This is a genomic window from Streptomyces sp. NPDC037242 (assembly GCF_055604165.1).
In genome coordinates this window covers 1-22,191 of the sequence record NZ_JBVJUY010000044.1, presented here as the reverse complement: position 1 = coordinate 22,191, position 22,191 = coordinate 1, and the positions used below count along the sequence as shown (strand labels likewise).

Sequence of the window (22,191 nt, the reverse complement as noted above, 5' to 3'; positions counted from 1 at the left end):
CGTGGGATCCCCTTAACGGTGCACTGCAGCAAGCATGATCCCTCTGAACCATACTCAGATGCTGCCGCCCCGGAAGGATGTCGTACGAGTCCGTTCAATGGCTTCAGGTTGGGTACGTGCGGAACAACGACCCCCTTCCGAGGCATCCTCCGTACCCCGACTACTCGATCCTGTGGTGTGGAGGGGCCGGCCGGTGGTGGTTGGCTTCTTGGTGGGTCGGGCGCAGTCGGGTAGACGCTCTTGCAAGCTGCCGCTGCATGACTACGGGCGCCCGCAGTACCGCGGCCATGGCTTCACACTGCTCTGTGGCCGACGCGGACTATGTCCGCATGTCGAGCGCCTTGGCTGCATCCCGGCGACATGGGGATGCTGGTGTCAGTTGGCGGCGCGGCGGCCTATTTGTGGACTGGTGGGACACGGCAGGGCGCTTCTAGGCTCTTGGCCTGGCGATACGTCTGAGACGCACGGGGCCTCCGGAGCCGTGCGCCAGCAGTCGTGCTCTGACGGCAACCGTTGACGGCAACGCCTGCGTACGCCAAGGGCTTACGGCTGATCATGAGATGAAGGTTGGAAAGTAGGCAGGCAGGGCATCCAAGGTTGCCTTCTTAGCTGGGCGAGCTTACAAAGCAGATGTCGGCGGTTCGAAACCGTCCGCGCCCACCAGCACGAAGACCCCCCGCCGATCACGGCGGGGGGTCTTTTGCATCCAGATCTGACATCAACGGGAGCGTTCAGAGACGGCCGGGCCGCTGCCTCAACAGCCGGTCCATATGCACGATGGCCTCCCGCTGCGTGTCCTGGACGACGTGCGCGTACACGTTCATCGTGACGGCGATCTGCGAGTGCCCAAGGATCTCCATCACAACCCGGGGTGGCACCCCGGCGGTCAACAGCGTCGCGGTCCCATGGCGCGCGTCGTGCAGCCGAATCACCCTGATCCCGGCGTCCTTGGCCACGCGGGTGAAGGACCGGTAGACGTTCCGCGGCTCGATGGGTCGCCCGGTCCGGGTGGTGAACACGTACCCGGTCTCCTCCCACTTCTCCCCGGCATCCGCCTTCGTGACGGCCTGTCTCATCCGCTGCCAGCGCAGGGGAGCGACGCAGATCCCGGGCATTGGCAGGGTCTGCCGACGGCGCCGCCTCCTGGGGGTCGTCCTCATAGGCGCAATCCGCCTCATGGATCCCCCGGGCAACTCAGGCCCCCACGTCCAACCAACGTGATGTGTATGCCGACCTTCTCGCAGCAGCCAATTGCTACACGAGTCAAACGATGTGGGGGACTGCTCAGTACAGGCTTGTACACGCCTAGGAATCGCCTGCCCTCCGCGGGAGAGGCGAGAAGAAGCCGACCAGCAAGCCTGTCGTATCCGAGCTGAGGTGTCGACCGAACCGCTGCAACTTGCAGCAGCTGTCGTCCAGCTTGAAGGACCCGAGCACATCGCAGAGATCGCGCAGCGGATGACGAACCATGCTTACAACGTGCATGTACGTGCGCTCCGGGGCGAGGCCCCTTCCACCCTGTTCGACGCGCCTGAGGGCCGCCCTCTACGCGAATGCCACAGCGACCATATGGACCTTATGAACGCAACTCACGCGTTCACCGAAGCTGCCCGGGCTCACCTGAATGCCGATACTAAGGCGAGGTGATCCTAGCCAGCGGCGCAGCCCGCACGGTCTGCCTTCCAGCCAGCCAGATGTTGTGCCCCGCATGTCTAATGGACCGCCTGTGCCCCCAACGCGGACAGTCGATGAGGACCTGCGGGATCGCCTTCTACCAGCGTGAGGAGGACGGTCTGTGGTTCTGTCGGGCACCTTGGCAACGTCCGGAAAGCCGATCTGGTGGCACTGGGCGGATCGGCCTGACGATCCGATGGAGCTGTGTCCGGCGCCGCAGCTCTTCAGCGGGTGACCCTGCCGGCGGCAGGTGGAGGCGTATCCCCGCGTGCCCGGTTGGGTGGGAGCAGGCGGGGGGCCGCAGGGAACTGCGAGGGTGCCGCTGGGGACGCGCAGGTCAGCGGGGCGCTGGTCAAGGATACGTGGGTACGCGATCTTCCAAACTAGCTACACAGGTTGGGTCGCGCGGTCTGGGCGGGAAGGCCGCCAAGTGCTGTACTGAGGGCATGGGGGAAATATGGGCTAGCGTGGCCGCCGTGAGCTCAGCGATCAGCGCCATCGTGGTGATTGTGGCGTCATTCTTCGCCTACTCGCAGATCCGGGAGGCTCGAAGTGCGCGGCACGTGAGTCTTCTCCTGTCGTTTCAGGAGAAATACCACTCTCCGATGGCACGCAGTTTTCGGTACCGATTGCTATCTGGAGAGTTCGGGTCACCGGAAGAGTTTGATCCGTCCCGCCTGAACGTTGATGACTTCCATAGCTTCTGGCAGCTCCACGATCAACTCGAAATGCTCGGTGTCCTCGTTGATCGCCGCTTGCTGGAGTTCGACCTTGTATTGGCGTGCTTCCATCGTTCGCCTCCCCAGGTATGGGCCGCGATCGAGCCCTACATCCTCACGCGGCGTACAGTTGCTTCCCCTCTTGAAGGGCAGAACTTCGAGAAGCTGGTCGGGCGTTACCGCGCGACCTCAGCCCTGCAAGCCCAGTACTGGGCCCGCAGCACCGTTCTGTAAGGCCGCTGCGCACACTCCGCAACCTATGCCAGGCGTCTGCATACGGAGTCGTGTGCCCGTGGCGCTCCTGTCCGCCTTGATTGCGCCTTCCCAGTGATTGTCCTTGGAGAGACAATCCCCCGGAGGGCAGATCGTCGGCGACGCTGGGAGCAGGTGGGGCAGATGAGTCAGCCCAGGTGTGGGGCGCAGACGGCCAAAGGGCGGCCTTGTGCCAAGCCCGCGATCATGAACAGTTCCCGGTGTCAGTTGCATCAGGGTGCGTGGTCGGGCTACGCGGTGGCGCAGCGGAAGAAGAAGGAAGCCGAAGCGAAGATGCGCAGGCTCCGGAAGGGGAAGTGACGCCCGGCCGGGCGTGAAGAGCGCTGCTGGTGTTGGGGGTTGGCGGCTGGGGTGGGGCGTGGGATGGTCGGGGGATGGGCGAGTGGCTCGCGTGGGGTGGGGCGGCCGTGGTCGTGGCCGTCGTGGCGGTGGTGCTGGAGCGGGTCGCGCGGGAGGGGTTCGACCGGCGGCGCGACGCGGAGCGGGAGCGGTTGCTCGCGGCGGCCGGCCGGGACGCGCCGATTGCGGAGGAGGGGGACCCGAAGTTCGCGGACGTCGGGGGGATCCGGCATCCGGCCGCGGAGGACGGTGACCGGCGGGACGGTTTCACGCCGGTCCTCATCGAGTACTACGCGTACGGGCTGACCCAGGCGCGGAGCAGCTTCGCGACCAGCCAGCGGTTCGCCGGGGCCGGGGCGGCGATCCTGCTCGTCGGGGTCGCGATCGCGGTGTGGAAGGCCGAGAGCAGCGGCGACCTGTACCTCGGGGTCGTGACCAGCTCCGTGGGGCTCGTGGTGACGCTGGTCGGGCAGTTGTTCCATCGACGGGCGGACATCGCGCTGAAGCACATGGCCGACCAGACTGCCTCGCTACGGGAGGACCGGCGGGCCGCCGAGACGATGCAGCAGGCGATCCTGCTGCTGGACGAGGTGGCCGACCAGGCGCTGCGGGCGCGGCTGCAAGCCGGTTTGATCATGAAACTGTCCGGCGCCGAGCTGCCCGGGTAGCGGGATAGTAGGGGTATGTGCCGTTCCATTAAGACCCTGCGCCCGCCCGCCATCCCCGAGAAGGCCACGGAGGAGGAGATCCGCGCCGCCGCGCTCCAGTACGTGCGCAAGGTGTCCGGCTTCCGGGCGCCCGCCGCGCACAACCGGGAAGTGTTCGAGGCCGCCGTCGACGCGATCGCCGAAGCGACGGCCGCGCTGCTCGACGGGGTGCACGTGCGGGGGCAGCAGGCCGTAGCCGCCGGCTGACCGCCCGCCACTCCCCGTGCTGTGCGGTCCGCGGGCCCGTCAGGCGGAGCGTCCCGAGCGGCGGCGCAGGAGCCAGATGCCGGCGCCGAGGCCGCCCGCGGCGAGGGCTCCGCCGATGGCGATCTCGCCCGGGGTCACGGAGTCGACGCTGCCGCCGAGCCCGCCGCGGGCGGCGCCCGGGCTGATGTTGAGGGCCACGGTGATGCGCTGGCCGCCGCACTCGAAGGTGACGGGGTGCGATCCGGCGCTGATGTTGCGGTAAGTGGTGGCGCCGCCGATGAGGTTGGTGGCCTCACGGTTGCCCGGGGTCAGCCATACGTCGCCGAAGGCGCGGGAGGAGGCCCTGCCGGTGTTGGTGCCGCAGCCGGCGATGTTCAGGCTGACCCGTTCGCCGGGGGCGACGGTGCCGGGGGAGACGGTGGCGGAAGGGGCGGCCTGGGCGAGTGTGGCGGGAACGGCGGCGCTGACGGCGAGGGCCGCGGCGGCGATCGCCATCAGCCGGGGCGGGTGGGTCACGCGGGGCGTGCGATTCGATGTGGCGGGCATGGAGAGAACTCCTCGGGCTCCTCGAAGCGGCGCGGATTCGGATCCGCACCGTGCTCAGGACGCTAGGAGCCCAACCCCGCCACGGCGATCGGTGCCGGGTGAACGGGTGAGCGACTGCTCCGCCCGGGGTACCCACGGCCGCCGCTGATCGGCGGGCCGTCAGGGGGTCGCCGGGGTGGGGGTGGGGCGGCGGATCAGGAACGCGGCCAGGGCGCCCGCGGCGAAGAGGGCGATCAGGGAGACCGCGGTGCCGAGCCAGGTGGTGCCGAGCCACTGGGTGCCGAAGTAGCCGAGGGACACGCTGTATCCCGCCCAGGCCGTGCCCGCCAGGACGGACCAGGGCAGGAACTCCTTGACCTTGCGCTGCATCTTCCCCGCGCCCAGGGAGACCACCGAGCGGCCGGCCGGGGCGAAACGGGCGATCACCACCAGGGCGCCGCCGCCGCGGGCCAGGGCGGTGCCGAGGTGTTCGTGCGCGCGGGTCAGCCGGCGGGAGCGGGCGATGGCGCGGTCGAGGCGGGCCCCGCCGTGCAGGGCCAGCCGGTACGCGGCCATGTCGCCCAGCACCGAGGCGGTGACGGCGGTCACCAGCAGCGCCAGGATGTCCGGTACCCCCGGTCCGGCGGCCCCGGCGGCGGCAGCGGCCGCCGCCGCGGTGATCACCAGTACCCCGCTCGGCAGCACCGGCAGGAAGACGTCGAGCACGACGGACAGCGCCACCAAGGCGTAGATCCATGGGCTCGAGGTCAGAGACCCCAGAGTCTCAAGCAAAGCGGGACTCCCCAGTCCGGTTGACGTGCTTCGGCAGTGGAAGCGCCGCGACGTCGCGGGGAGCGGCAGGGGCGGCTTGACAGCCATACAGCGTACGCCCGGCGTTCGCGCACCGGACGTCCGGGGGCGCTCAGCGGCCACCGGTGTGTCAAGCCTCGGTAACCGGCTGTGTCACTCCGGAGCGGTGAGATCCCGGTCGAGCACCTGCACCAGCCGGGCGCCCTGCCGTTCCCTGTGCGCCTGGTCGAGCCGGAGCCGGGCCGTCCGCCCGGACAGCGCGAGCGTCATCAGCTGGTTGCCGAACCACGGCCCGTCCGTACGCCGCCAGCTCAGCGGCGGGCGGCCGGTCCGCCCGTGCCGGGAGAATCCGCGGCCCAGCCACCGGCCCAGGCGCGACCAGCCCAGCCGGAACCCCCACTTCACGGCGGTGTGGATGGAGTTGTGCACCGGCGAGCACGTCAGCTGGAACACCCGGGCCGTGCTGGGTATTCGGGGCTCGGCCACATACGCGTGATGGACGTCCCCCGACAGCACGCACACCGTCGCCGGCGCCCGCGGGCCCGTCCCCACCTCCTCGATCAGATCGCTGAGCGCCGCGAAGGAGGCCGGGAAAGCCGCCCAGTGCTCCAGATCGCTGCGCCGCCGCAGGTTCTCCCCGATCCGTGCCCACCGGGGCCCCCGGTCCCCGCGGCACAGCGCGGCATTCCACACCTCGGCGTCGTGTATCAGCGGCGGCATCAGCCACGGCAGCGAGGCCCCGATGAGCAGGTGGTCATAACCGCCGTGCCCCTCCAGCGCGTTGTCCCGGAGCCACTGGTGCTCCGCCGGGTCGAGCATGGCCCGGCCGTCCTCGGCCAGGACCCGGGCGGCCCGGGTGTCCACCATCAGCAGCCGGTACCGGCCGAAGTCGCGCCGGTAGCTCCAGCGGGCCGTGGCCGGATCGGCGTCCGCCGCGGCGGCGAAGGCCCGTAGCGCGTCGGTGCCGTCGGGGGTTTCCCGTACCGCCCCGTACAGGGCGTCGGCCGCCAGTTCGGCGGGGGAGAGGTTGCCGAGGTGCTGGTACACCCAGTACGACATCAGCCCGCTGAGCACCCGCTCCTGCCACCAGGGGGTCGCGCGCATCTCCGCCACCCAGGCCGCGCTGGTGTTCCAGTCGTCGATGAGGTCGTGGTCGTCGAATATCTGCAGGCTCGGGACGGTCGACAGCAGCCAGCGGATCTCGGGGTCCAGCCAGGACTCGTAATAGAGCCGGGTGTACTCCTCGTAGTCCGCGACCTGGGCGCCCGGGGCCTCGCGCAGGTCCCGCCGCGCCGCGAGCCACTGCCGGGTCTCCCGGGACAGGTGGTCGGCATACACCTGGTCGCCGAGCAGCAGGAGGACATCGGGCCGCACCGCCTCCGGGTCGGCGGCCAGCCGCGCCGCCAGGGTGTCGAGCGCGTCCGGTCCATGCGGTCCGTGCCGGTCGGCGGGCGGGGCGGCCTGGCGGCAGGAGCCGAAGGTGAGGCGCAGGCCCGGACCGGAGGCGGAGCGGGCCGAGGGCGCGTGGCCGGGGACGGCGGGGGTGGTGATCGTGCTCGGCGGGAAGGGGCTGTCGGGCAGCGGCCAGACGCGGACGCCGTCGAGCAGCACCTCATACGCCGTGGTGGCGCCCGGCGTCAGGCCCGTCACCGGTACCAGCGCGTAGTGGTGCCCGGCGATCTGGAAGGTGCGCACACTGCCGCCGGCCCCGTCGGCGCAGCGCACCTCGGCCGTGCACGGGCGGTCCGCCTCGACCCATATGGTGGCGGAGCCGCCCGTGTCCCAGTCGATGTAGCGCAGCAGTGGTCCCAAGCGCATTCCGGCCATGCAACTCCCCCTCCTCGGTTGTCGCTTCGATCACGTTACGACGGGGAGGGGGCGCTCGGCCTCCCCCTGGTGGGGGAAAGATCCATGGCCAGGGGTCGGCTCCCGGGTTGTCAGCAGGCGTTGAGGATGTTGACCAGGGCGGTCTTCTCGTTGGAGTCCATGCTCAGGCCCCAGTACTGCTTCACGTGGACCCACATGCGGGCGTACGTGCAGCGGTAGGCGGTGCGCGGCGGCAGCCACTTGCCGGGGTCGAGGTCGCCCTTGGCCTGGTTGACGTTGTCGGTGACCGCTATGAGCTGGGGGCGGGTGAGGTCGTTGGCGAACTGCTGGCGCTTGGCCGTGGTCCAGGAGCCGGCGCCCGAGCGCCAGGCCTCGGCGAGGGCGACGACGTGGTCGATGTCGAGGTCGGAGGCGGCGGTCCAGGTGGCGCCGTCGTACTCGGAGTACCAGCTTCCGCTGACGGCGGCGCACGCGGAGTCCTGGACGACGTTCACGCCGTCGCGCTTGAGGACGGTCTCGCGGGTGTTGCAGGCGCCGGAGACGGTGCTCCAGTGCGGGAACAGGTCGCGGCTGTAGCCGCTGGTGGAGCCCTCGGCCCTGGGGGTCACCGTGGCGAGGTACGAGCGGGCGGCCGAGGCGCTCATGGGGGTGGGAGGGGCGGCGGCCGCGGTGGGGGCGTTGACGAGGGTGGTGAGGGCGGCGAGGGCAAGTGTTGCCGTGAGCATGCCAAGTCGACGCGCGTAGATGCCGGGCATGCGGGACGCGGAGGACGGTGTGGGGGACATGCGGGCTCCCTGGAGGTGGGGGTGGGTCCGGGCGCCCCGCGGACGGGGGCCTGGCCATGCTGGCGGCGCCGGGTTTCGCGGGGATGGGCGCCAGGTGACAGTGTGGAGACATGGGCATGTCATGGCGAGGTCTGCAACGGTCCGGAATTGAGCGGAAGTTGTGAATCCGGAGGTGCGGGCCGAGGTGCGGGCCGCAGAAGCAGGACCAATGGCCCATTTCGACTGCCGGAGTGTGTCGCGTACCCTTCATGGAGCAGAAGGGGAGTAGCTCTTCGCCGGACCGTCGACATACTGCTGGGTCACACCAGCCGGCGCCCGGAGGCAGGCCGCGCAAGCGGTCGGCCAGCGAGACCTTCGGCCGCAGTGTCCTGCCATGCGTTTACGCAACCGGGGCGCCGCCGAGCCGAAGCGACCCCTGACACACCCCAGGTCTCTCGGTACCGATGGCGTCCTGCCCGACCGATTGAGGTTCCGCCCCCGTGTTCAGCTTCACCGTTACGGCGATCGCCTTCGGCGTCGTCTTCCTCGCCGAACTCCCCGACAAGACGGCCCTCGCCGGTCTGATGCTCGGCACCCGCTACCGCGCCTCGTACGTCTTCGCGGGCGTCGCCGCCGCCTTCGCCGTGCACGTCGCACTCGCCATCGCGGCCGGCAGCGTGCTCACGCTGCTGCCGCACCGGCTCGTCCAGGCCGTCGTCGGCGTCCTGTTCCTCGCGGGCGCGGCGATGCTGCTCCTGAAGAAGAGCGACGGGGAGGAGGAGGTCGAGCCGCCCGCCGACCAGTCCTTCTGGAAGGTCTCGGGAGCCGGCTTCATGCTGATCCTGGTGGCCGAGTTCGGCGACCTCACGCAGATCATGACCGCCAACCTCGCCGCGCGGTACGACAATCCCCTCTCGGTCGGCATCGGCGCGGTGCTCGCGCTGTGGGCCGTCGCGGGCATCGGGATCCTGGGCGGGCGGACGCTGATGAAGTACGTGCCGCTGAGCCTGATCACCAAGGTCGCGGCCGGTGTGATGGCCGCGCTCGCGGCGTTCTCGCTGTACGAGGCGATCGTCGGCTGATATTCCGTTGCACGGGGCGTGCGGGTGGACCAGGGTCGCGGCGTGAACGACTTCGACGCCTCCGCGCACGCCTCCGTGCCTGCCTCCGCGCGCGCCTCCACGGCCGCATCCGACGGGGCCCGGGCCTTCGGCTGGGCCAACATGTTCGTCAGCCCCGAGGAGGACACCCGTGCCGACGGGGGGTTCCGGGGCGAGGTCGCCGTGCTCGCGGGCTACCTGCGCGACCAGCGGCTGACGCTGGAGCTGAAGTGCGCCGGACTGGACGCCGAGGCGCTCGCGCGGCGTTCGGTGGAGCCGTCGAACCTGTCCCTGCTCGGTCTCGTACGCCACCTCGCGGGCGTGGAGCAGAAGTGGTTCCGGGCGGTGATGGCGGGCGAGGAGATACGAAGGCACTACCGCACGGAGGCGGAGCCCGACGGGGAGTTCACCGGAGCGGTGGCCGATCCGGCCGTGGTCGCCGAGGCCTGGGCGACGTGGCGGGCCGAGGTGGCCTTCGCGGAGCGGTTCGTGGCGGCGGCGCCGGACCTGGACGTCACGGGCGACGTCGGCGGGGAGCCGATGGAGCTCCGTGAGGTCCTGGTCCACATGATCGAGGAGTACGCCCGCCACAACGGCCACGCGGACTTCCTGCGCGAGCGGATCGACGGCCGCGTCGGGCAGTAGCGGGTACGCCGGTACGCCTGAACGCCGAAGCTCCCCGTCCGGGTCGGGCGGGGAGCTTCGGCGTGTCCGTGGTGGGCGCGCGCCCGGGCGGGGTCAGGCCGCGTGGAGCGTGAGGCGGATGGACCCGTCCGGTGCGGCGGTGACGCCGACGGCCGTCAGGTCGAGCACGTGGGCCGTGGGTGCGTGGGCGGCGGCGCGGGGGCCGACGCCGATCACGCGCATGCCCGCGGCGCGGCCGGCCGTGATTCCGGCGGCGGAATCCTCGAAGACGATGCAGTCGGCCGGGTCCACGCCGAGGGCGGCGGCGCCCTTCAGGAAGCCCTCGGGGTGGGGCTTGCTGTCCTGGACGGATTCCGCGGTGACGCGGACCTCGGGCATCGGCAGGGCCGCGGCGGTCATCCGGGCCGTGGCCAGGGCGGCGTCGGCGGAGGTGACCAGGGCGTGCGGCAGGGCGGTGAGGGAGGCCATGAACTCCGCGGCGCCGCCGACCGGCACGACGCCGTCGGTGTCGGCGGTCTCGCGGGCGAGCATCACCGCGTTCTCGGCGCGGTTCTGCTCCATGGGGCGGTCCGGGAGCAGGATGGCCATGGTGGCGTAGCCCTGGCGGCCGTGGACGACCTTGAGGGCCTCCTCGGGGTCCAGGCCGTGGGAGACGGCCCAGTCGCGCCAGCAGCGTTCGACCACGGCGTCGGAGTTGACGATGGTGCCGTCCATGTCCAGGAGCAGGGCCTTGGCGGTCAGGACTACGGGGGCGGTGGTGCTGGCCGGCATCTTCGTGGCTCCAGACGGGGCGGGAAAAGAGAACAAGTGGTTCCGTCCACCGGTCAGGGAGTGAGGACGGAACCACTTTGTTCCTTCACGATACAAAACCCGAGGGGGTTCGCGCCATCCCGGGGGGTGTGACTCATCCCTCCAGGGCCGCGCGGGTGGCAGGGCCGTAGACGCCCCAGGGGTCCTCGTCGATGCCGTTGTCCCACTGGAAGGTGGAGACCGCCTCCTCGACGCGGTCGCCGAACCTGCCGTCGAACTTGCCGCGGTACAGGTGCTCGGCCGCCAGCAGGCGCTGGAGCTTCTCCACCTCCGGGCCCGAGTCCCCGTAGCGCAGGGTCGGGGTCTGCGCGGGTGGCGGCGGGGTGCTCGCGGAGCGGCTGGGGGTGGGCGACGGGCTGGGCGGCGGCGTGGTCGCGGTGCGGCTGGGGGACGGGGAGGGGGAGGGCGACGGGGAGCGGGAGGCGGAGGCGCTGGGCGAGGGGGAGCGCGGGGGCGACGGGGTCGCCGACTGCGCGGAGGGGGCCGCCGTGCTCACCGCCGGAGCGGAGGGTTTCGCGTCGGGCAGGGCGGTGGCGGGTCCGTCGGAACCGGGAAGCAGCGTCATCGCCAGCGCGCCCGTGCCGAGGGCGGCGACGGCTATCGCCCCGATCAGCACCGGCCCGATGCGCCGCCGCCGGGTCCCCTGGGGCGGACCCCCAGCCGGGACGGCCCGCAGCTGCATGGTCTCGCCAGCGTCTCCCGGGTACCCCGGGCCGGCCGCACCCGCGGGGTACGCGAAGCCCGCCGCGTCGGCCGGGTCGGCCGCGAACTCCGGGTACTCCGGGCCCGCTGGATCGGCCGGGAACTCCGGGCCGGCCGGGTAGCCCGGGCCAGCCGCGCCCGAGGGGTCGGCTCGATGAGCGGCCGTCGGGTGCTTCGGGCCCGCGGGGTCGGCCGCGAACCCCGGGGCAGCCGCGCCCGACGGGTAGCCCGGGCCTGCCGCGCCTGTGGGGTACTCGAAGGTCGCAGGGTCGACCGGGAATCCTGCGCCCGCCGCGCCCGACGGGTCGGCCCGATGAGCGGCCGTCGGGCGCTCCGCGCCTGCGGGGTGACTCGGTCCGGCCGGACCTGCCGGCCTTGTCAGGTGCCCGGGGGCCGCCGTACCCGCCGGGTACGCCGGACTCGCCGGGCCGGCCGGGTACCCCGGACCTGCCGCGCCCGACGGGTAGCCGGGGCCCGCGGTGCCCGACGGGGCGGCTCGATGGGCGGGGTCCCGTGGGTAGTCCGGGCCTGCGGGGTGGCTCGGAGTTGTTGCCGGGTTCGGGGTGGGGGTGACCACGTCGCGGACCGGGTGCGGGGGTGGGGGCTGGGGGCCGGGGTCGGAGAGGGTTACGTACGGGCGGACGCGCAGGGGTTCGAACCGTGCATCCGGCGCACACCTGCACTCGGCACCCACGGCATTGCATTCCGGACAGCGTTCAGCGCTCACTGGAACCCCTCCCTCCCTGGCTACTGCCAGGCATTATGCAGACCCGTATGGGGCAGCCCAACCCGCCCGAGAGGCCATAACCGGACACACCACTCAGGATGGAGATTGTTGATGCGGCCCTGAGGAGGAGCCGATGGTGCAGGACGTGACCACGGAGCCCGGCCCGCAGCGGTCCGGCCCCACCGCAGAGCACGCCGGCCGCGAGGTGCTCGTGTCCATCGGCGCTCTGCTGCTGGGGCTGCTGATCGCCGCGCTCGACCAGACGATCGTCTCGACCGCGCTGCCGACGATCGTCAGCGACCTGGGCGGGATGGCGCACCTCTCCTGGGTCGTCACCGCCTACATGCTGGCCTCGACGGCCGCCACGCCGCTCTGGGGCAAGCTCGGCGACCAGTACGGGCGCAAGAAGTTGTTCCAGTACGCCATCGTGCTGTTCCTGATCGGCTCCGCGCTGTGCGGTCTGGCGCAGAACATGCCGCAGCTCATCGGATTCCGGGCCCTGCAGGGCCTCGGCGGCGGCGGTCTGATCGTGCTGTCGATGGCGATCGTCGGCGACATCGTCCCGCCGCGCGAGCGCGGCAAGTACCAGGGCCTCTTCGGCGCCGTCTTCGGAGCGACCAGCGTGCTGGGTCCGCTGCTGGGCGGGCTGTTCGTGGACCACTTGTCCTGGCGCTGGGTCTTCTACATCAACCTCCCCATCGGCCTCGTCGCGCTCATCGTCATCGCGTCCTTCCTGCACATCCCGGTGCGCTCCGAGAAGCACACCATCGACTACCTCGGCACCTTCCTCATCGCCTCCGTCGCCACCTGTCTCGTGCTGGTCGCCTCCCTCGGCGGCACCACCTGGGGCTGGAGCTCGCCCCAGATCATCGGGCTGGCCGTGCTCGGTGCGGTGCTGCTGGTCGCCTTCCTCCTCGTCGAGCGGCGGGCCGCCGAACCGGTGCTCCCGCTCAAGCTGTTCCGGATCCGCACCTTCACCCTCTGCTCGCTGATCAGCTTCATCGTCGGCTTCGCGATGTTCGGGGCGATGGTGTACCTGCCGACCTTCCTCCAGGTCGTCCAGGGCGTCTCGCCCACCATGTCCGGGGTCCACATGCTGCCGATGGTGCTCGGCATGCTGATCACCTCCACCGGCTCCGGCCAGATCGTCAGCCGCACCGGTCGCTGGAAGGTCTTCCCGATCGCGGGCACGGCCCTGACCGCGCTCGGGCTGCTGCTCCTGCACCAGCTGCACCGCACCAGCTCCACCTTCGAGATGAGCGCGTACTTCTTCGTCTTCGGAGCCGGACTCGGCCTGGTCATGCAGGTACTCGTCCTGGTGGTGCAGAACGCGGTCAGCTACGCGGACCTCGGCGTCGCCACCTCCGGTGCCACCTTCTTCCGCTCCATCGGCGCCTCCTTCGGCGTGGCCATCTTCGGCACGATCTTCACCAACCGGCTCGACGACAAGCTGGCCGCCTCCCTCGCCGGGGTACCCCTGCCGCCCGGTACGGACATCGCGCGGCTGGAGGCGGACCCGCGGGCCATCGCCGGACTCCCCGTCGAGCTGCGCCCCCGCGTGCTCGACGCCTACTCCACCTCCATCACCGACGTCTTCCTCTACGCCGTCCCCGTGGTGCTGGTGGCCTTCGCGGTCGCCTGGTTCCTCAAGGAGGACAAGCTCCGCGGCTCGGTCACCGCCCCCGACGTCACGGAGACCCTGGCCTCCAACCCCGTCCAGCGCTCCTCCCGTGACGAGGTGGCCCGTGCGCTGTCGGTGCTGGGAACGCTCCAGGGCCGCCGCCACGTCTACGAGAAGATCACCAAGCGGGCGGGCTTCGACCTGCTGCCCGCGGCCAGCTGGCTCGTGCTGCGGATCAACAAGTACGGCTCCGCCGAGCCGGCGGTGCTCGCCGAGCGCACCATCGTGCCGCTGAGGGCCATCACGGACGCCGCCCGCCAGATCGAGGAACGCGGGCTCGCGGAACGCGACGGGCTCGCGCTGGTCCTGACCGAGAAGGGCCGCGAGAGCGCCGTGAAGCTCTCCGCCGCCCGGGAGGAGTCCCTGGCCGAGCTGCTCGGCGACTGGTGGGGCCCGGACCGGCCGACCGACCTGACCAAGCTCGTCGCGGAGATCAACCGGGAGCTGTGCGGATCCGACTCCGAGGAGCCCTACGACGCGGCGCCGCGCCGGGACCACTCGGCCGCCTGACCCCGACCCCCGACCCCCGACCGTCAGACCAGCGGCTTCTCGAACCAGTGCTCGGCATAGGGGCCGTGGTTGTAGGCGGGTATCTCGGCATACCCGTGACGCGCGTACAACGCTCGCGCCTCCACCAGGTCCGACCTGGTGTCCAGGCGCACCCGCTCGGCGCCGAGCACGCGACTTGCCTCCTCCAGGGCCGCCAGCAGTGCCGCCCCGCCGCCGGTGCCGCGGGCGCGCGGGTCGACGTACACCTTGGTGAGCTCGGCGGTTACGGGGTCGAGCAGGCGGATCCCGCCGCAGGCCAAGGGCTCGCCGCCCAGGCGGCCGACCACGAACTGACCCGTCGGCGGGAGGAGCCCGTCGTCCGGGAAGTCTTCGAGTCCCTCGTCGATCTCGGCTTCGGTGACGGACCGTTTCCAATACCGGCCGGCGACCTCGGCGTAGTACGCGCGGCGCAGGAGCGTGGCATCCGGGGCCGTGACGAGCTCCGGGGTGATTTCCCAGGCAGGGCCTGTGGCTGTGATCGAGTTCGTGTTCATGGCGTCATTGTGGAGTCCGACCGGGACCCCTTGCGTTGGAATATCCACAGGGGCGGGCCGATGATAGGAAAAAGGACAATCCGCCCACATGGAGGGTGTGAACCGTCATGTCGGAGCATCCCGACTGTGCCCTGATCCGCCGCGGCTACGAGGCCTTCGGCAAGGGCGACATGGAGACGCTGGGCTCGCTGTTCACGGCCGACGTCATCCACCACGTCCCGGGCAGCAACCCGCTCTCCGGGCACCACAAGGGGCGGGAGGCCGTCCTCGACCTCTACCGCCGGCTCGGGGAGGAAACGAAGGGCACCTTCCAGGTGCACCTGGAATCCGTCATGGTCGACGGCCGCGGCCACGCCATGAGCGTCCACACGGCGCGCGGCGACCGGGGCGACCGCGGCATCGAGATCCGCGGGGGCCTCTTCTTCACGATCGTCGGCCACAAGATCACCGACATCGACGAGTGCACCGCCGACATCGACGAGAGCGACGCCTTCTGGAGCTGAGCCGAGCCCGAGCCGAGCTGCGCTGAGCCCACCGCACGAGGACCCGGGACCGGCCACGGCCCCGGGCCCTCCCGCGTCACGCCTGCTTCGGCGCGGCCTGCTGCACGACCTCGAACGACCACACCGAGGACCCCGACGCCGCCGGCTTCGGACGCTCCCCGCCGGCCTCGCCGCCGGCCTGTCCGCCCGCCGCGGGGCCGCCCTGGTGAGCCGCCTTCATCGGGCCCTCCATCCACGCCTGGAAATCCTCCTCGGAACGCCACCGCGTGTACACGAGGTACTGGTCGGTGCCCTCGACCGGGCGCAGCAGCTCGAACCACTCGAACCCGTCGGAGCTCTCCACGGCGCCCGCCCGGGAGGCGAAACGCTGCTCCAGAACCTCCCGCTGCTCGGCCGGGACGGTCAGTGCGTTGATCTTCACGATGCTCATGAGCGCCATCCTAGGGATCCGGCGGAGGATATCGTCGTCCCCAGGTAATGGAGTGGTGCATGAAGCGCGGCAGCCAGGCGAAGTCAGGGTTGCGGTCAACACGGCGGGAGGCCGGCGAGGCGTGGCTAACGCGGCGGAGCACAGTGATGCGAACGGGCATGCCGGGGTCATAGGCGGTACCAGCAGGCTGGGGGCCGTGCGCCTCCTGCTCTGGGCGCTGGCGGGAGTGCTCGCCGTGAGACAGGCGGCCGTCGTGCTGCGCATGCCACCCGGGGAGTGGCTCAGCGACTTCCACCTCCCCGGCGCCCCCGGCGGACTGCCGGGGGCGCTCTACGAAACCGGCCAGTTCAACGGCACCCCCTTCGGGGGGCTGGTCCTGAAGCCGCTCGTCGGCTTCGCGGCGCCCCCGCTGGAGGTGGGCTGGACCTGCGTGACCCTGCTGTTCGTCGCCGCCGTCGGGCTGCTCGCCGCGCGCAGCCTGCCCGACCCCGTCCCGCGGCGCACCGCACTGCTCGCCGCGCCCGTGCTGGTGGCGCTGATGATGGTCTCGCTGCCGGTGCGCGAGGCCTCCTCGCCCGGCCAGACCGCCGTCATGCCGGTGCTGCTGGTGCTGCTGGCGGTGTTCCGGGTGCCCGGCGAGCGGCCCTCGGGCTTCCTGATCGGCCTCGCCGCCGCCCTCCAGCCCGCCCTGCTGCTCTTCGCCCCGCTGATGTGGCTGACCGGGCGCCGACCCGCCGCGCGCACCGCCGGGCTCACCTTCGCCGGGGCCACCGCGCTGTCCTTCGCGGCGCTGCCGCGCGACTCGTGGACGTACTGGGTGGAGCACCTGGCCGGCACCGGCCTCGGCGGCGCCCCCGACAGCCTCTCCAACCAGTCCGTGCACGGCGCCCTGCTGCGCCTCGGCCTCACCGGTCCCGGCGAGATCCTGCTCTACGTCGCCCTCGCCGGCGCGGTCGCCTGGTTCGCCCTGAGCCGGGCCGCCCGCTACGCCCGTGACGGCCAGCTGCTGCTCGCCGTCGCGATCACCGGCTGCGCCGCCGTCGCGGTGTCCCCGACCGGGTGGCGCCACCAGCTGCTGTGGGTGCTGCTCGCCGTCGCGGGCAAGGTCGGCAAGCGCGCCGCGGACCGGCCCGTGTGGCCCGTGGCCGTGGTGCTCGCCATGACCCTGCCCAGCGCGGTGCTGCTGCCCAACCTGGACGCGCTGGCCCCCGTACGGGACAACGTGCCGCTGCTCGCCGCGCTGGCAGCGGCCTGCGTGGTGCCGTTCCTGCCGCGCTCCTCGCCGTACTGGCGCGAGCCGGTCCCCACGGCCTACGGGCGGCCCGCGCCCGCGCGGTGGGCGCGGGTGCCGCTGCTGCCGTTGTGGCGGCGCGTGCTCTCGCGCCCCAACCTGCTGCTGGAACTGCTGCTGATACGGGTCGGCTACTCGCTCTACTCCCACATCCGGGCAGCCGCGCCCACCAGCCGCAGCCTCGCCGAGGCCAACGGCAGCCAGATCCACGGCATCGAGAAGGTGCTCGGCATCGACATCGAGCGCGCCGTGAACCACGCCGTGGTGAGAACACCCTGGCTGGAAGGGTTCTTCAACTTCTACTACACCTCCTTCCACTTCGTGGTCCCGCTGACGATCCTCGCGGTGCTGTACTGGCGCCGCCCGGGCGACTACCGCTGGGCGCGCGCCTCGCTGGGCCTGGCCACCGTCCTCGCGCTCATCGGCTTCTGGCTCTACCCGCTCGCGCCGCCGCGCCTGATGCCCGATCTCGGGTTCGTCGACACCGTGCACGGGGTGCAGGACCTCGCGAACCCCCAGTACGGGGCCATGACCGCGATCTCGAACCAGTACGCGGCGATGCCCTCGCTGCACTTCGGCTGGTCGCTGTGGTGCGGGATCGTGATCGTGACGCTCGCGCCGAAGGGGTGGCAGAAGCTCCTCGGGGCGCTGCACCCGCTGATCACGGTGTGCGCGATCGTGGCCACCGCCAACCACTGGGTCCTCGACGCGGTCGGCGGCGCGGTCGTCATCGGCGCCGGTTTCGGGCTCGTCCACGTGCTCTCCGGGCCGCGCCGCCTGAGCGTGAGCCTGCCCGCGCAGCGCAGGGCCGGCCGCGACGGGGAGCAGGAGCTCGTCGGGGCCCCGGCCCGGACGTCGTAGCGCGCCCCCGCCCGGATCCCGCCGGGTCCCGGCGGAGGCGCGCTACGCCGCCGGCGGGATGTTCTGGTTGAGGCGGAAGAGGTTGCCGGGGTCGTAGCGCCGTTTCAGCTCCCGCAGACGCCGGTACTTCTCCGCCCCGTACGCCTGCTCGACGCGCTCCTCGCCCTCCTCCATCAGGAAGTTCGTGTAGACCCCCGTCTGATGGGGCGCGAGCGCCGACCACAGGCCCCGCGCCCAGGTGCGCTCCTGCTCGAAGCCCTCGGCACCCTCGGTCGTGCCGTTGATGTTGAAGGTGTGCCCGGCGCCGCGTCCGCCGAAGGCCGTCTCGTCCTCCCCGACACGGGCGATGGCCCCGCCGAGCTGGAAGATCGGGAAGGCGGTGAGGGGCGAGACGATCCGCGACGCGTGCTCGGCCGTACGGTCGATGATCTCGTCGCTGAGCCGGGCGACGTCGCAGGACTTGAAGTAGTACCAGCGGCCGTGCGGGAAGGACGGGTCGAACATCGCCTGGTGCTCGGTGAACGGCTTGGGCGCGCACAGGTCCAGCACGGGCGCCGGCCCGCCCTCGCGCAGCGGCCGGAGCACCTGCGTGCCTCCCTCGACCGATCCCGCGTAGCAGCAGACCACCATCACGACCGGCTGGCCGTGCAGTTCGGGCGGTATGTACGCCACCGCCGGCGCCTTGCGGTGGACGACCGCCGTCGTCAGCTCGTCCGGGACGTCGGTGATCCACTCGCGGTAGAAGCGCAGCAGCCGCGCCGATTCGGCCATCGGCCACACGATCGGCCCGGCCAGCACCACCGGGCCGAGCGGGTTGAGCCGGAACTCGAACTCGGTGACGATGCCGAAGTTCCCGCCTCCGCCGCGCACGCCCCAGAAGAGGTCCGGGTTCTCGTCCGCGCTCGCCTTCACGAAGGTCCCGTCGGCGGTGACCAGGTCCACGGAGGCGAGCTGGTCGATGGTGAGCCCGTACTTGCGCATCAGCCAGCCGATCCCGCCGCCGAGCGTGAGCCCCGCCAGCCCGGTGTGCGTGACGATCCCGGCCGGTACGGCCAGCCCGAACGCCTGCGTCTCGCGGTCCAGCTCGCCGAGGAGCACGCCCGCCTGGGCCCTGACCGTACGGGCGCCGGGGTCCACCCGGATGCCGCGCATGGGCGAGAGGTCGATGACGATGCCGCCGTCGCACACGGACTGCCCGGGGAAGCTGTGCCCGCCGCTGCGGACGGCGAGGGGGAGGCCGGAGGTCGCGGCGAAGCGCACGGCGTCGATGACGTCCGCGACGCCTGTGCAGTAGGCGATGAGGGCGGGGGACCGGTCCACGGAGCCGTTCCACACCCGCCGGTCCTCGTCGTACGTGGCGTCCTCGGGCCGCACCAGCCGCCCCCGGAAGGCCTGGCTGAGCGTAGCCATGCCTCCAGTCTGGCACCGGGCGGTGACGGGCGCACTCGAAGCCCGCGCGCACCCGGGTGGCGGCCGCCCCCGAACAGGGTGATCCTTGACGGACGCGGCGATCCAACCGAAGGGGCGCCCGGGGCAGCGCTGCCCCGGGCGCCCCTTCGGGCGTCCCAGCACGGACCAGGAACCAGCGGGCGGGGAACCAGCGGACGGCAGGGGCCGGGCGTGGGTGGAACGGCCCCTGCCGCCCTGGAACCGGTACGGCCGCGGTTGCTCAACCGTGGCTGACCCGGAGCTCCTTGATGCCGTTGAGCCAGGCCGCGCGCAGTCGCCGCGGGGCCTCGCCGGCCAGGCGCAGGTCGGGCAGCGCGTCGGCCAGCGCGTTGAAGATCAGGTCGATCTCCATGATGGCCAGGGACTTGCCGAGGCAGAAGTGCGGGCCTCCGCCGCCGAAGCCGAGGTGCGGGTTGGGGTCGCGGGTGATGTCGAAGACGTCCGGGTTCTCGAAGACCTCGGGGTCGTGGTTGGCGGAGGAGTAGAACATCCCCACCCGGTCGCCCGCCTTGATCTTCTGGCCGCCCAGTTCGGTGTCCTGGGTGGCCGTGCGCTGGAAGGACACCACGGGGGTGGCCCAGCGCACGATCTCCTCGGCGGCCGTGGCCGGCCGGGTCGCCTTGTAGAGCTCCCACTGGTCGGGGTGGGTCAGGAAGGCGTGCATGCCGTGGCTGATGGCATTGCGCGTGGTCTCGTTGCCCGCGACCGCCAGCAGCAGCACGAAGAAGCCGAACTCGTCGGAGCCGAGGTTGCCCTGGCCCTCCGCCGCCACCAGCTGCGTGACGATGTCCTTGGCCGGGCACTCCTTGCGCTCGGCGGACAGGTTCATCGCGTAGCCGATGAGCTCCATCGCCGCCTCGGAGCCGACCTCCTCGGTGATGGCGTACTCCGGGTCGTCGTACGCGATCATCTTGTTCGACCAGTCGAAGATCTTGGCGCGGTCCTTCTGCGGTACGCCGATCAGCTCGGCGATGGCTTGCAGCGGGAGCTCGCAGGCCACCTGCGTGACGAAGTCGAAGCTGCCGTCGCCCGAGGCGGCCAGCGCCTCCGCGACGATCTTCCGCGCCCGGTCGCGCAGGGCGTCCTCCAGGCCGCGGATGGCCCGCGGGGTGAAGCCCCGCTGCACGATCTGGCGTACGCGGGTGTGTTCCGGCGGATCCATGTTCAGCATGATCAGGCGCTGGGCATCTATCTGCTCACGCTGGATGTGCTCGTTGAAGCGGATGATCGCCGTGTTGGTCGTGGAGGAGAACAGCTCCGGGTGCGTGGAGACGTACTTGACGTCCGCGTGCCGGGTGACGACCCAGTAGCCCTCGTCGTCGAAACCGGTGACGCCCCGCCGCTGCGGGCACCACCACACGGGCGACGTCTGTCGAAGCTGCGCGAACTCCGGGAAGGGGACCCGGTCTTGGAGCAGGTCGGGGTCGGTGGCGTCGAAGCCTTCGGGCAGCACGGGACAGGGCATCGGGCGACTCCAAAGTCTGACGGCCCATCAGATGGTGGCTTGAAGGTAGTAACGAGTTCTAGAAGTGACAAGGGTCCTCGCGCCAACTGTTGCGTGTGGAATCCGTGTAAGCCGCGTGCAAGACCCTTGCGTGCCGGGGCTTCTGGTCATAAGACTGCGGGGAGAACTAGAACGCGTACTAGTTCGGGCGGGGCGCCGGGACGGCCCGCCAGCCGAGGCGCGCTGTGCGCTACGCGCTACGCAGGAGAGGACGAGCTCATGGCCGCGGAACCCGTCATCGTCGAAGCCGTACGCACCCCCATCGGCAAGCGCGGGGGCGCACTCGCCAACCTTCACCCCGCCTACCTGCTCGGCGAGACCTACCGCGAGCTCCTCGCCCGTACGGGGATCCAGCCCGACTGCGTCGAGCAGATCGTCGGCGGCACCGTCACCCATGCCGGCGAGCAGTCGATGAACCCCGCCCGCAACGCCTGGCTCGCCATGGGACTCCCGTACGAGACCGCGGCGACGACCGTGGACTGCCAGTGCGGCAGCTCCCAGCAGGCCAACCACATGATCGCCAACATGATCTCCGGCGGCGTCATGGACATCGGCATCGCCTGCGGCGTCGAGGCCATGAGCCGGGTACCGCTGGGATCCGGCTCCAAGCACGGCCCCGGGAAGCCCTTCCCGGACGAGTGGAACGTCGACCTCCCCAACCAGTTCGAAGCCGCCGAGCGGATCGCCCGCCACCGGGGCCTGACCCGCGAGGACGTCGACAGGCTCGGCGTGCTGTCGCAGCAGCGGGCCGCCACCGCGTGGGCCGAGGAGCGGTTCAAGCGCGAGACCTTCGCCGTCCAGGTCCCGACGACGGAGGAGGAGCAGGCCGCCGGGCAGGGCATGTGGCGGCTCGTCGACCGGGACGAGGGCCTGCGCGACACCAGCATGGAGGCGCTGGCCCGCCTCAAGCCGGTCATGCCGACCGCCGTGCACACTGCCGGGAACTCCTCGCAGATATCCGACGGGGCCGCCGCCGTGATGTGGGCCTCGCGCAAGATGGCCCGGGCGCTGAAGCTGAAGCCGCGCGCCCGGATCGTCGCCCAGACGCTGGTCGGCTCCGACCCGCACTTCCACCTGGACGGCCCGATCGACGCGACGCGGGCGGTGCTCGGCAAGGCCGGGATGTCCCTCAAGGACATCGACCTCGTCGAGATCAACGAGGCCTTCGCCTCCGTCGTCCTCAGCTGGGCCCAGGTCTTCGACCAGGACCTGGAGAAGGTCAACGTCAACGGCGGCGGCATCGCACTGGGGCACCCCGTCGGCGCCACCGGCGCCCGGCTGATCACCACCGCGCTGCACGAGCTGGAGCGGCGCGACAAGGAATTCGCGCTGATCACCATGTGCGCGGGAGGCGCGCTGGCGACCGGCACGATCATCCAGCGCCTGTAGCGGTAGCGGCACTCGGGCGCTGCTCTCGGACCCAGTGGGATGGGAAGCAGAAGGCCCCGGTGGCCGACCTGGGGAGGTCGGCCACCGGGGCCTTCGCATGCCTGCATGCATGCCTGCTCTTCTACCGCTGGTCGGCTCAGTACCAGTGGTGGGACTGCCAGAAGTTCCAGGCGCCGACGGGGCTGCCGTAGCGGGAGTTCATGTAGTCCAG

20 protein-coding genes and 2 pseudogenes are annotated in these 22,191 nt (G+C 71.2%); 10 read left to right on the top strand and 12 right to left on the bottom strand.

Annotated features, from left to right (window positions below):
• Positions 1-731: 731 nt before the first annotated feature.
• A pseudogene (locus ACZ7GJ_RS34960) lies at positions 732-1,139 on the bottom strand (tyrosine-type recombinase/integrase); the annotation flags it as partial.
• Positions 1,140-2,150: 1,011 nt separating this feature from the next.
• On the opposite strand from ACZ7GJ_RS34960, the gene ACZ7GJ_RS34955 reads away from it, so the two are divergent.
• The 4 genes from ACZ7GJ_RS34955 (at position 2,151) to ACZ7GJ_RS34940 (ending at position 3,919) form a co-directional block, all read left to right on the top strand.
• Positions 2,151-2,627 carry a DUF4760 domain-containing protein gene (locus tag ACZ7GJ_RS34955; RefSeq protein WP_470757553.1) on the top strand — a complete coding sequence of 159 codons (477 nt, stop codon included), beginning with the start codon at positions 2,151-2,153 and terminating at the stop codon, positions 2,625-2,627.
• A gap of 162 nt (positions 2,628-2,789) precedes the next feature.
• On the top strand, positions 2,790-2,966 hold the full coding sequence (locus ACZ7GJ_RS34950; protein ID WP_470757551.1) for an HGGxSTG domain-containing protein: 177 nt from the start codon (positions 2,790-2,792) through the stop codon (positions 2,964-2,966).
• 74 nt (positions 2,967-3,040) lie between these two features.
• The gene (locus ACZ7GJ_RS34945) at positions 3,041-3,673 is read left to right on the top strand and encodes a TRADD-N-associated membrane domain-containing protein (protein WP_470757549.1); all 633 of its coding nucleotides are present in this window, start codon (positions 3,041-3,043) and stop codon (positions 3,671-3,673) included.
• A gap of 15 nt (positions 3,674-3,688) precedes the next feature.
• On the top strand, positions 3,689-3,919 hold the full coding sequence (locus ACZ7GJ_RS34940) for a DUF2277 domain-containing protein (RefSeq protein ID WP_365927143.1): 231 nt from the start codon (positions 3,689-3,691) through the stop codon (positions 3,917-3,919).
• A 39-nt stretch (positions 3,920-3,958) separates the two neighbouring features.
• On the opposite strand, the gene ACZ7GJ_RS34935 is transcribed toward ACZ7GJ_RS34940, so the two are convergent.
• The 4 genes from ACZ7GJ_RS34935 to ACZ7GJ_RS34920 all read right to left on the bottom strand — a co-directional run bounded on the left by ACZ7GJ_RS34935 (position 3,959) and on the right by ACZ7GJ_RS34920 (position 7,836).
• Complete coding sequence (locus tag ACZ7GJ_RS34935; RefSeq protein WP_470757547.1) at positions 3,959-4,465, bottom strand: hypothetical protein; 507 nt, start codon at positions 4,463-4,465, stop codon at positions 3,959-3,961.
• A gap of 159 nt (positions 4,466-4,624) precedes the next feature.
• A complete protein-coding gene (locus ACZ7GJ_RS34930) occupies positions 4,625-5,236 on the bottom strand; it encodes a DedA family protein (protein WP_470757545.1) in 612 nt (203 codons plus the stop codon).
• Between the two features lie 171 nt (positions 5,237-5,407).
• Positions 5,408-7,081: an alkaline phosphatase D family protein gene (locus ACZ7GJ_RS34925; RefSeq protein ID WP_470757543.1), complete on the bottom strand. Its 1,674-nt coding sequence runs from the start codon at positions 7,079-7,081 to the stop codon at positions 5,408-5,410.
• Positions 7,082-7,191: 110 nt separating this feature from the next.
• Positions 7,192-7,836, bottom strand: coding sequence for an HNH endonuclease family protein (locus ACZ7GJ_RS34920; protein WP_470757621.1), 645 nt, complete (start codon positions 7,834-7,836; stop codon positions 7,192-7,194).
• 509 nt (positions 7,837-8,345) lie between these two features.
• On the opposite strand from ACZ7GJ_RS34920, the gene ACZ7GJ_RS34915 reads away from it, so the two are divergent.
• On the top strand, positions 8,346-8,927 hold the full coding sequence (locus ACZ7GJ_RS34915) for a TMEM165/GDT1 family protein (RefSeq protein ID WP_470757541.1): 582 nt from the start codon (positions 8,346-8,348) through the stop codon (positions 8,925-8,927).
• Positions 8,928-9,068: 141 nt separating this feature from the next.
• Positions 9,069-9,590 carry a DinB family protein gene (locus tag ACZ7GJ_RS34910; protein ID WP_470757619.1) on the top strand — a complete coding sequence of 174 codons (522 nt, stop codon included), beginning with the start codon at positions 9,069-9,071 and terminating at the stop codon, positions 9,588-9,590.
• A gap of 93 nt (positions 9,591-9,683) precedes the next feature.
• On the opposite strand, the gene ACZ7GJ_RS34905 is transcribed toward ACZ7GJ_RS34910, so the two are convergent.
• A complete protein-coding gene (locus ACZ7GJ_RS34905) occupies positions 9,684-10,361 on the bottom strand; it encodes an HAD-IA family hydrolase (protein ID WP_470757539.1) in 678 nt (225 codons plus the stop codon).
• Between the two features lie 133 nt (positions 10,362-10,494).
• Positions 10,495-11,082 (bottom strand): peptidoglycan-binding domain-containing protein, encoded by a 588-nt coding sequence (locus ACZ7GJ_RS34900; RefSeq protein ID WP_470757538.1) that lies wholly within the window; start codon positions 11,080-11,082, stop codon positions 10,495-10,497.
• 880 nt (positions 11,083-11,962) lie between these two features.
• On the opposite strand from ACZ7GJ_RS34900, the gene ACZ7GJ_RS34895 reads away from it, so the two are divergent.
• Positions 11,963-14,020 (top strand): MDR family MFS transporter, encoded by a 2,058-nt coding sequence (locus ACZ7GJ_RS34895; protein WP_470757536.1) that lies wholly within the window; start codon positions 11,963-11,965, stop codon positions 14,018-14,020.
• Between the two features lie 23 nt (positions 14,021-14,043).
• Here the strand turns inward: ACZ7GJ_RS34895 and ACZ7GJ_RS34890 are convergent, their stop codons facing one another.
• On the bottom strand, positions 14,044-14,553 hold the full coding sequence (locus ACZ7GJ_RS34890) for a GNAT family N-acetyltransferase (protein ID WP_470757534.1): 510 nt from the start codon (positions 14,551-14,553) through the stop codon (positions 14,044-14,046).
• Between the two features lie 107 nt (positions 14,554-14,660).
• Here ACZ7GJ_RS34890 and ACZ7GJ_RS34885 point away from each other — a divergent pair, with 107 nt between their 5' ends.
• On the top strand, positions 14,661-15,056 hold the full coding sequence (locus ACZ7GJ_RS34885) for a nuclear transport factor 2 family protein (RefSeq protein ID WP_470757532.1): 396 nt from the start codon (positions 14,661-14,663) through the stop codon (positions 15,054-15,056).
• Positions 15,057-15,132: 76 nt separating this feature from the next.
• Here ACZ7GJ_RS34885 and ACZ7GJ_RS34880 read toward each other — a convergent pair whose 3' ends face one another.
• Complete coding sequence (locus tag ACZ7GJ_RS34880; RefSeq protein ID WP_470757530.1) at positions 15,133-15,486, bottom strand: antibiotic biosynthesis monooxygenase family protein; 354 nt, start codon at positions 15,484-15,486, stop codon at positions 15,133-15,135.
• 121 nt (positions 15,487-15,607) lie between these two features.
• On the opposite strand from ACZ7GJ_RS34880, the gene ACZ7GJ_RS34875 reads away from it, so the two are divergent.
• Complete coding sequence (locus tag ACZ7GJ_RS34875; protein WP_470757528.1) at positions 15,608-17,638, top strand: bifunctional glycosyltransferase 87/phosphatase PAP2 family protein; 2,031 nt, start codon at positions 15,608-15,610, stop codon at positions 17,636-17,638.
• A 42-nt stretch (positions 17,639-17,680) separates the two neighbouring features.
• Here ACZ7GJ_RS34875 and ACZ7GJ_RS34870 read toward each other — a convergent pair whose 3' ends face one another.
• Positions 17,681-19,048 carry an FAD-binding oxidoreductase gene (locus ACZ7GJ_RS34870; RefSeq protein ID WP_470757526.1) on the bottom strand — a complete coding sequence of 456 codons (1,368 nt, stop codon included), beginning with the start codon at positions 19,046-19,048 and terminating at the stop codon, positions 17,681-17,683.
• A gap of 259 nt (positions 19,049-19,307) precedes the next feature.
• Positions 19,308-20,552 (bottom strand): cytochrome P450, encoded by a 1,245-nt coding sequence (locus ACZ7GJ_RS34865; protein WP_470757525.1) that lies wholly within the window; start codon positions 20,550-20,552, stop codon positions 19,308-19,310.
• Between the two features lie 258 nt (positions 20,553-20,810).
• Between ACZ7GJ_RS34865 and ACZ7GJ_RS34860 the strand changes: the two genes are divergently transcribed.
• Positions 20,811-21,980 (top strand): steroid 3-ketoacyl-CoA thiolase, encoded by a 1,170-nt coding sequence (locus ACZ7GJ_RS34860; protein WP_470757524.1) that lies wholly within the window; start codon positions 20,811-20,813, stop codon positions 21,978-21,980.
• Positions 21,981-22,116: 136 nt separating this feature from the next.
• On the opposite strand, the pseudogene ACZ7GJ_RS34855 reads toward ACZ7GJ_RS34860, so the two are convergent.
• A pseudogene (locus ACZ7GJ_RS34855) lies at positions 22,117-22,191 on the bottom strand (lytic transglycosylase domain-containing protein); the annotation flags it as partial.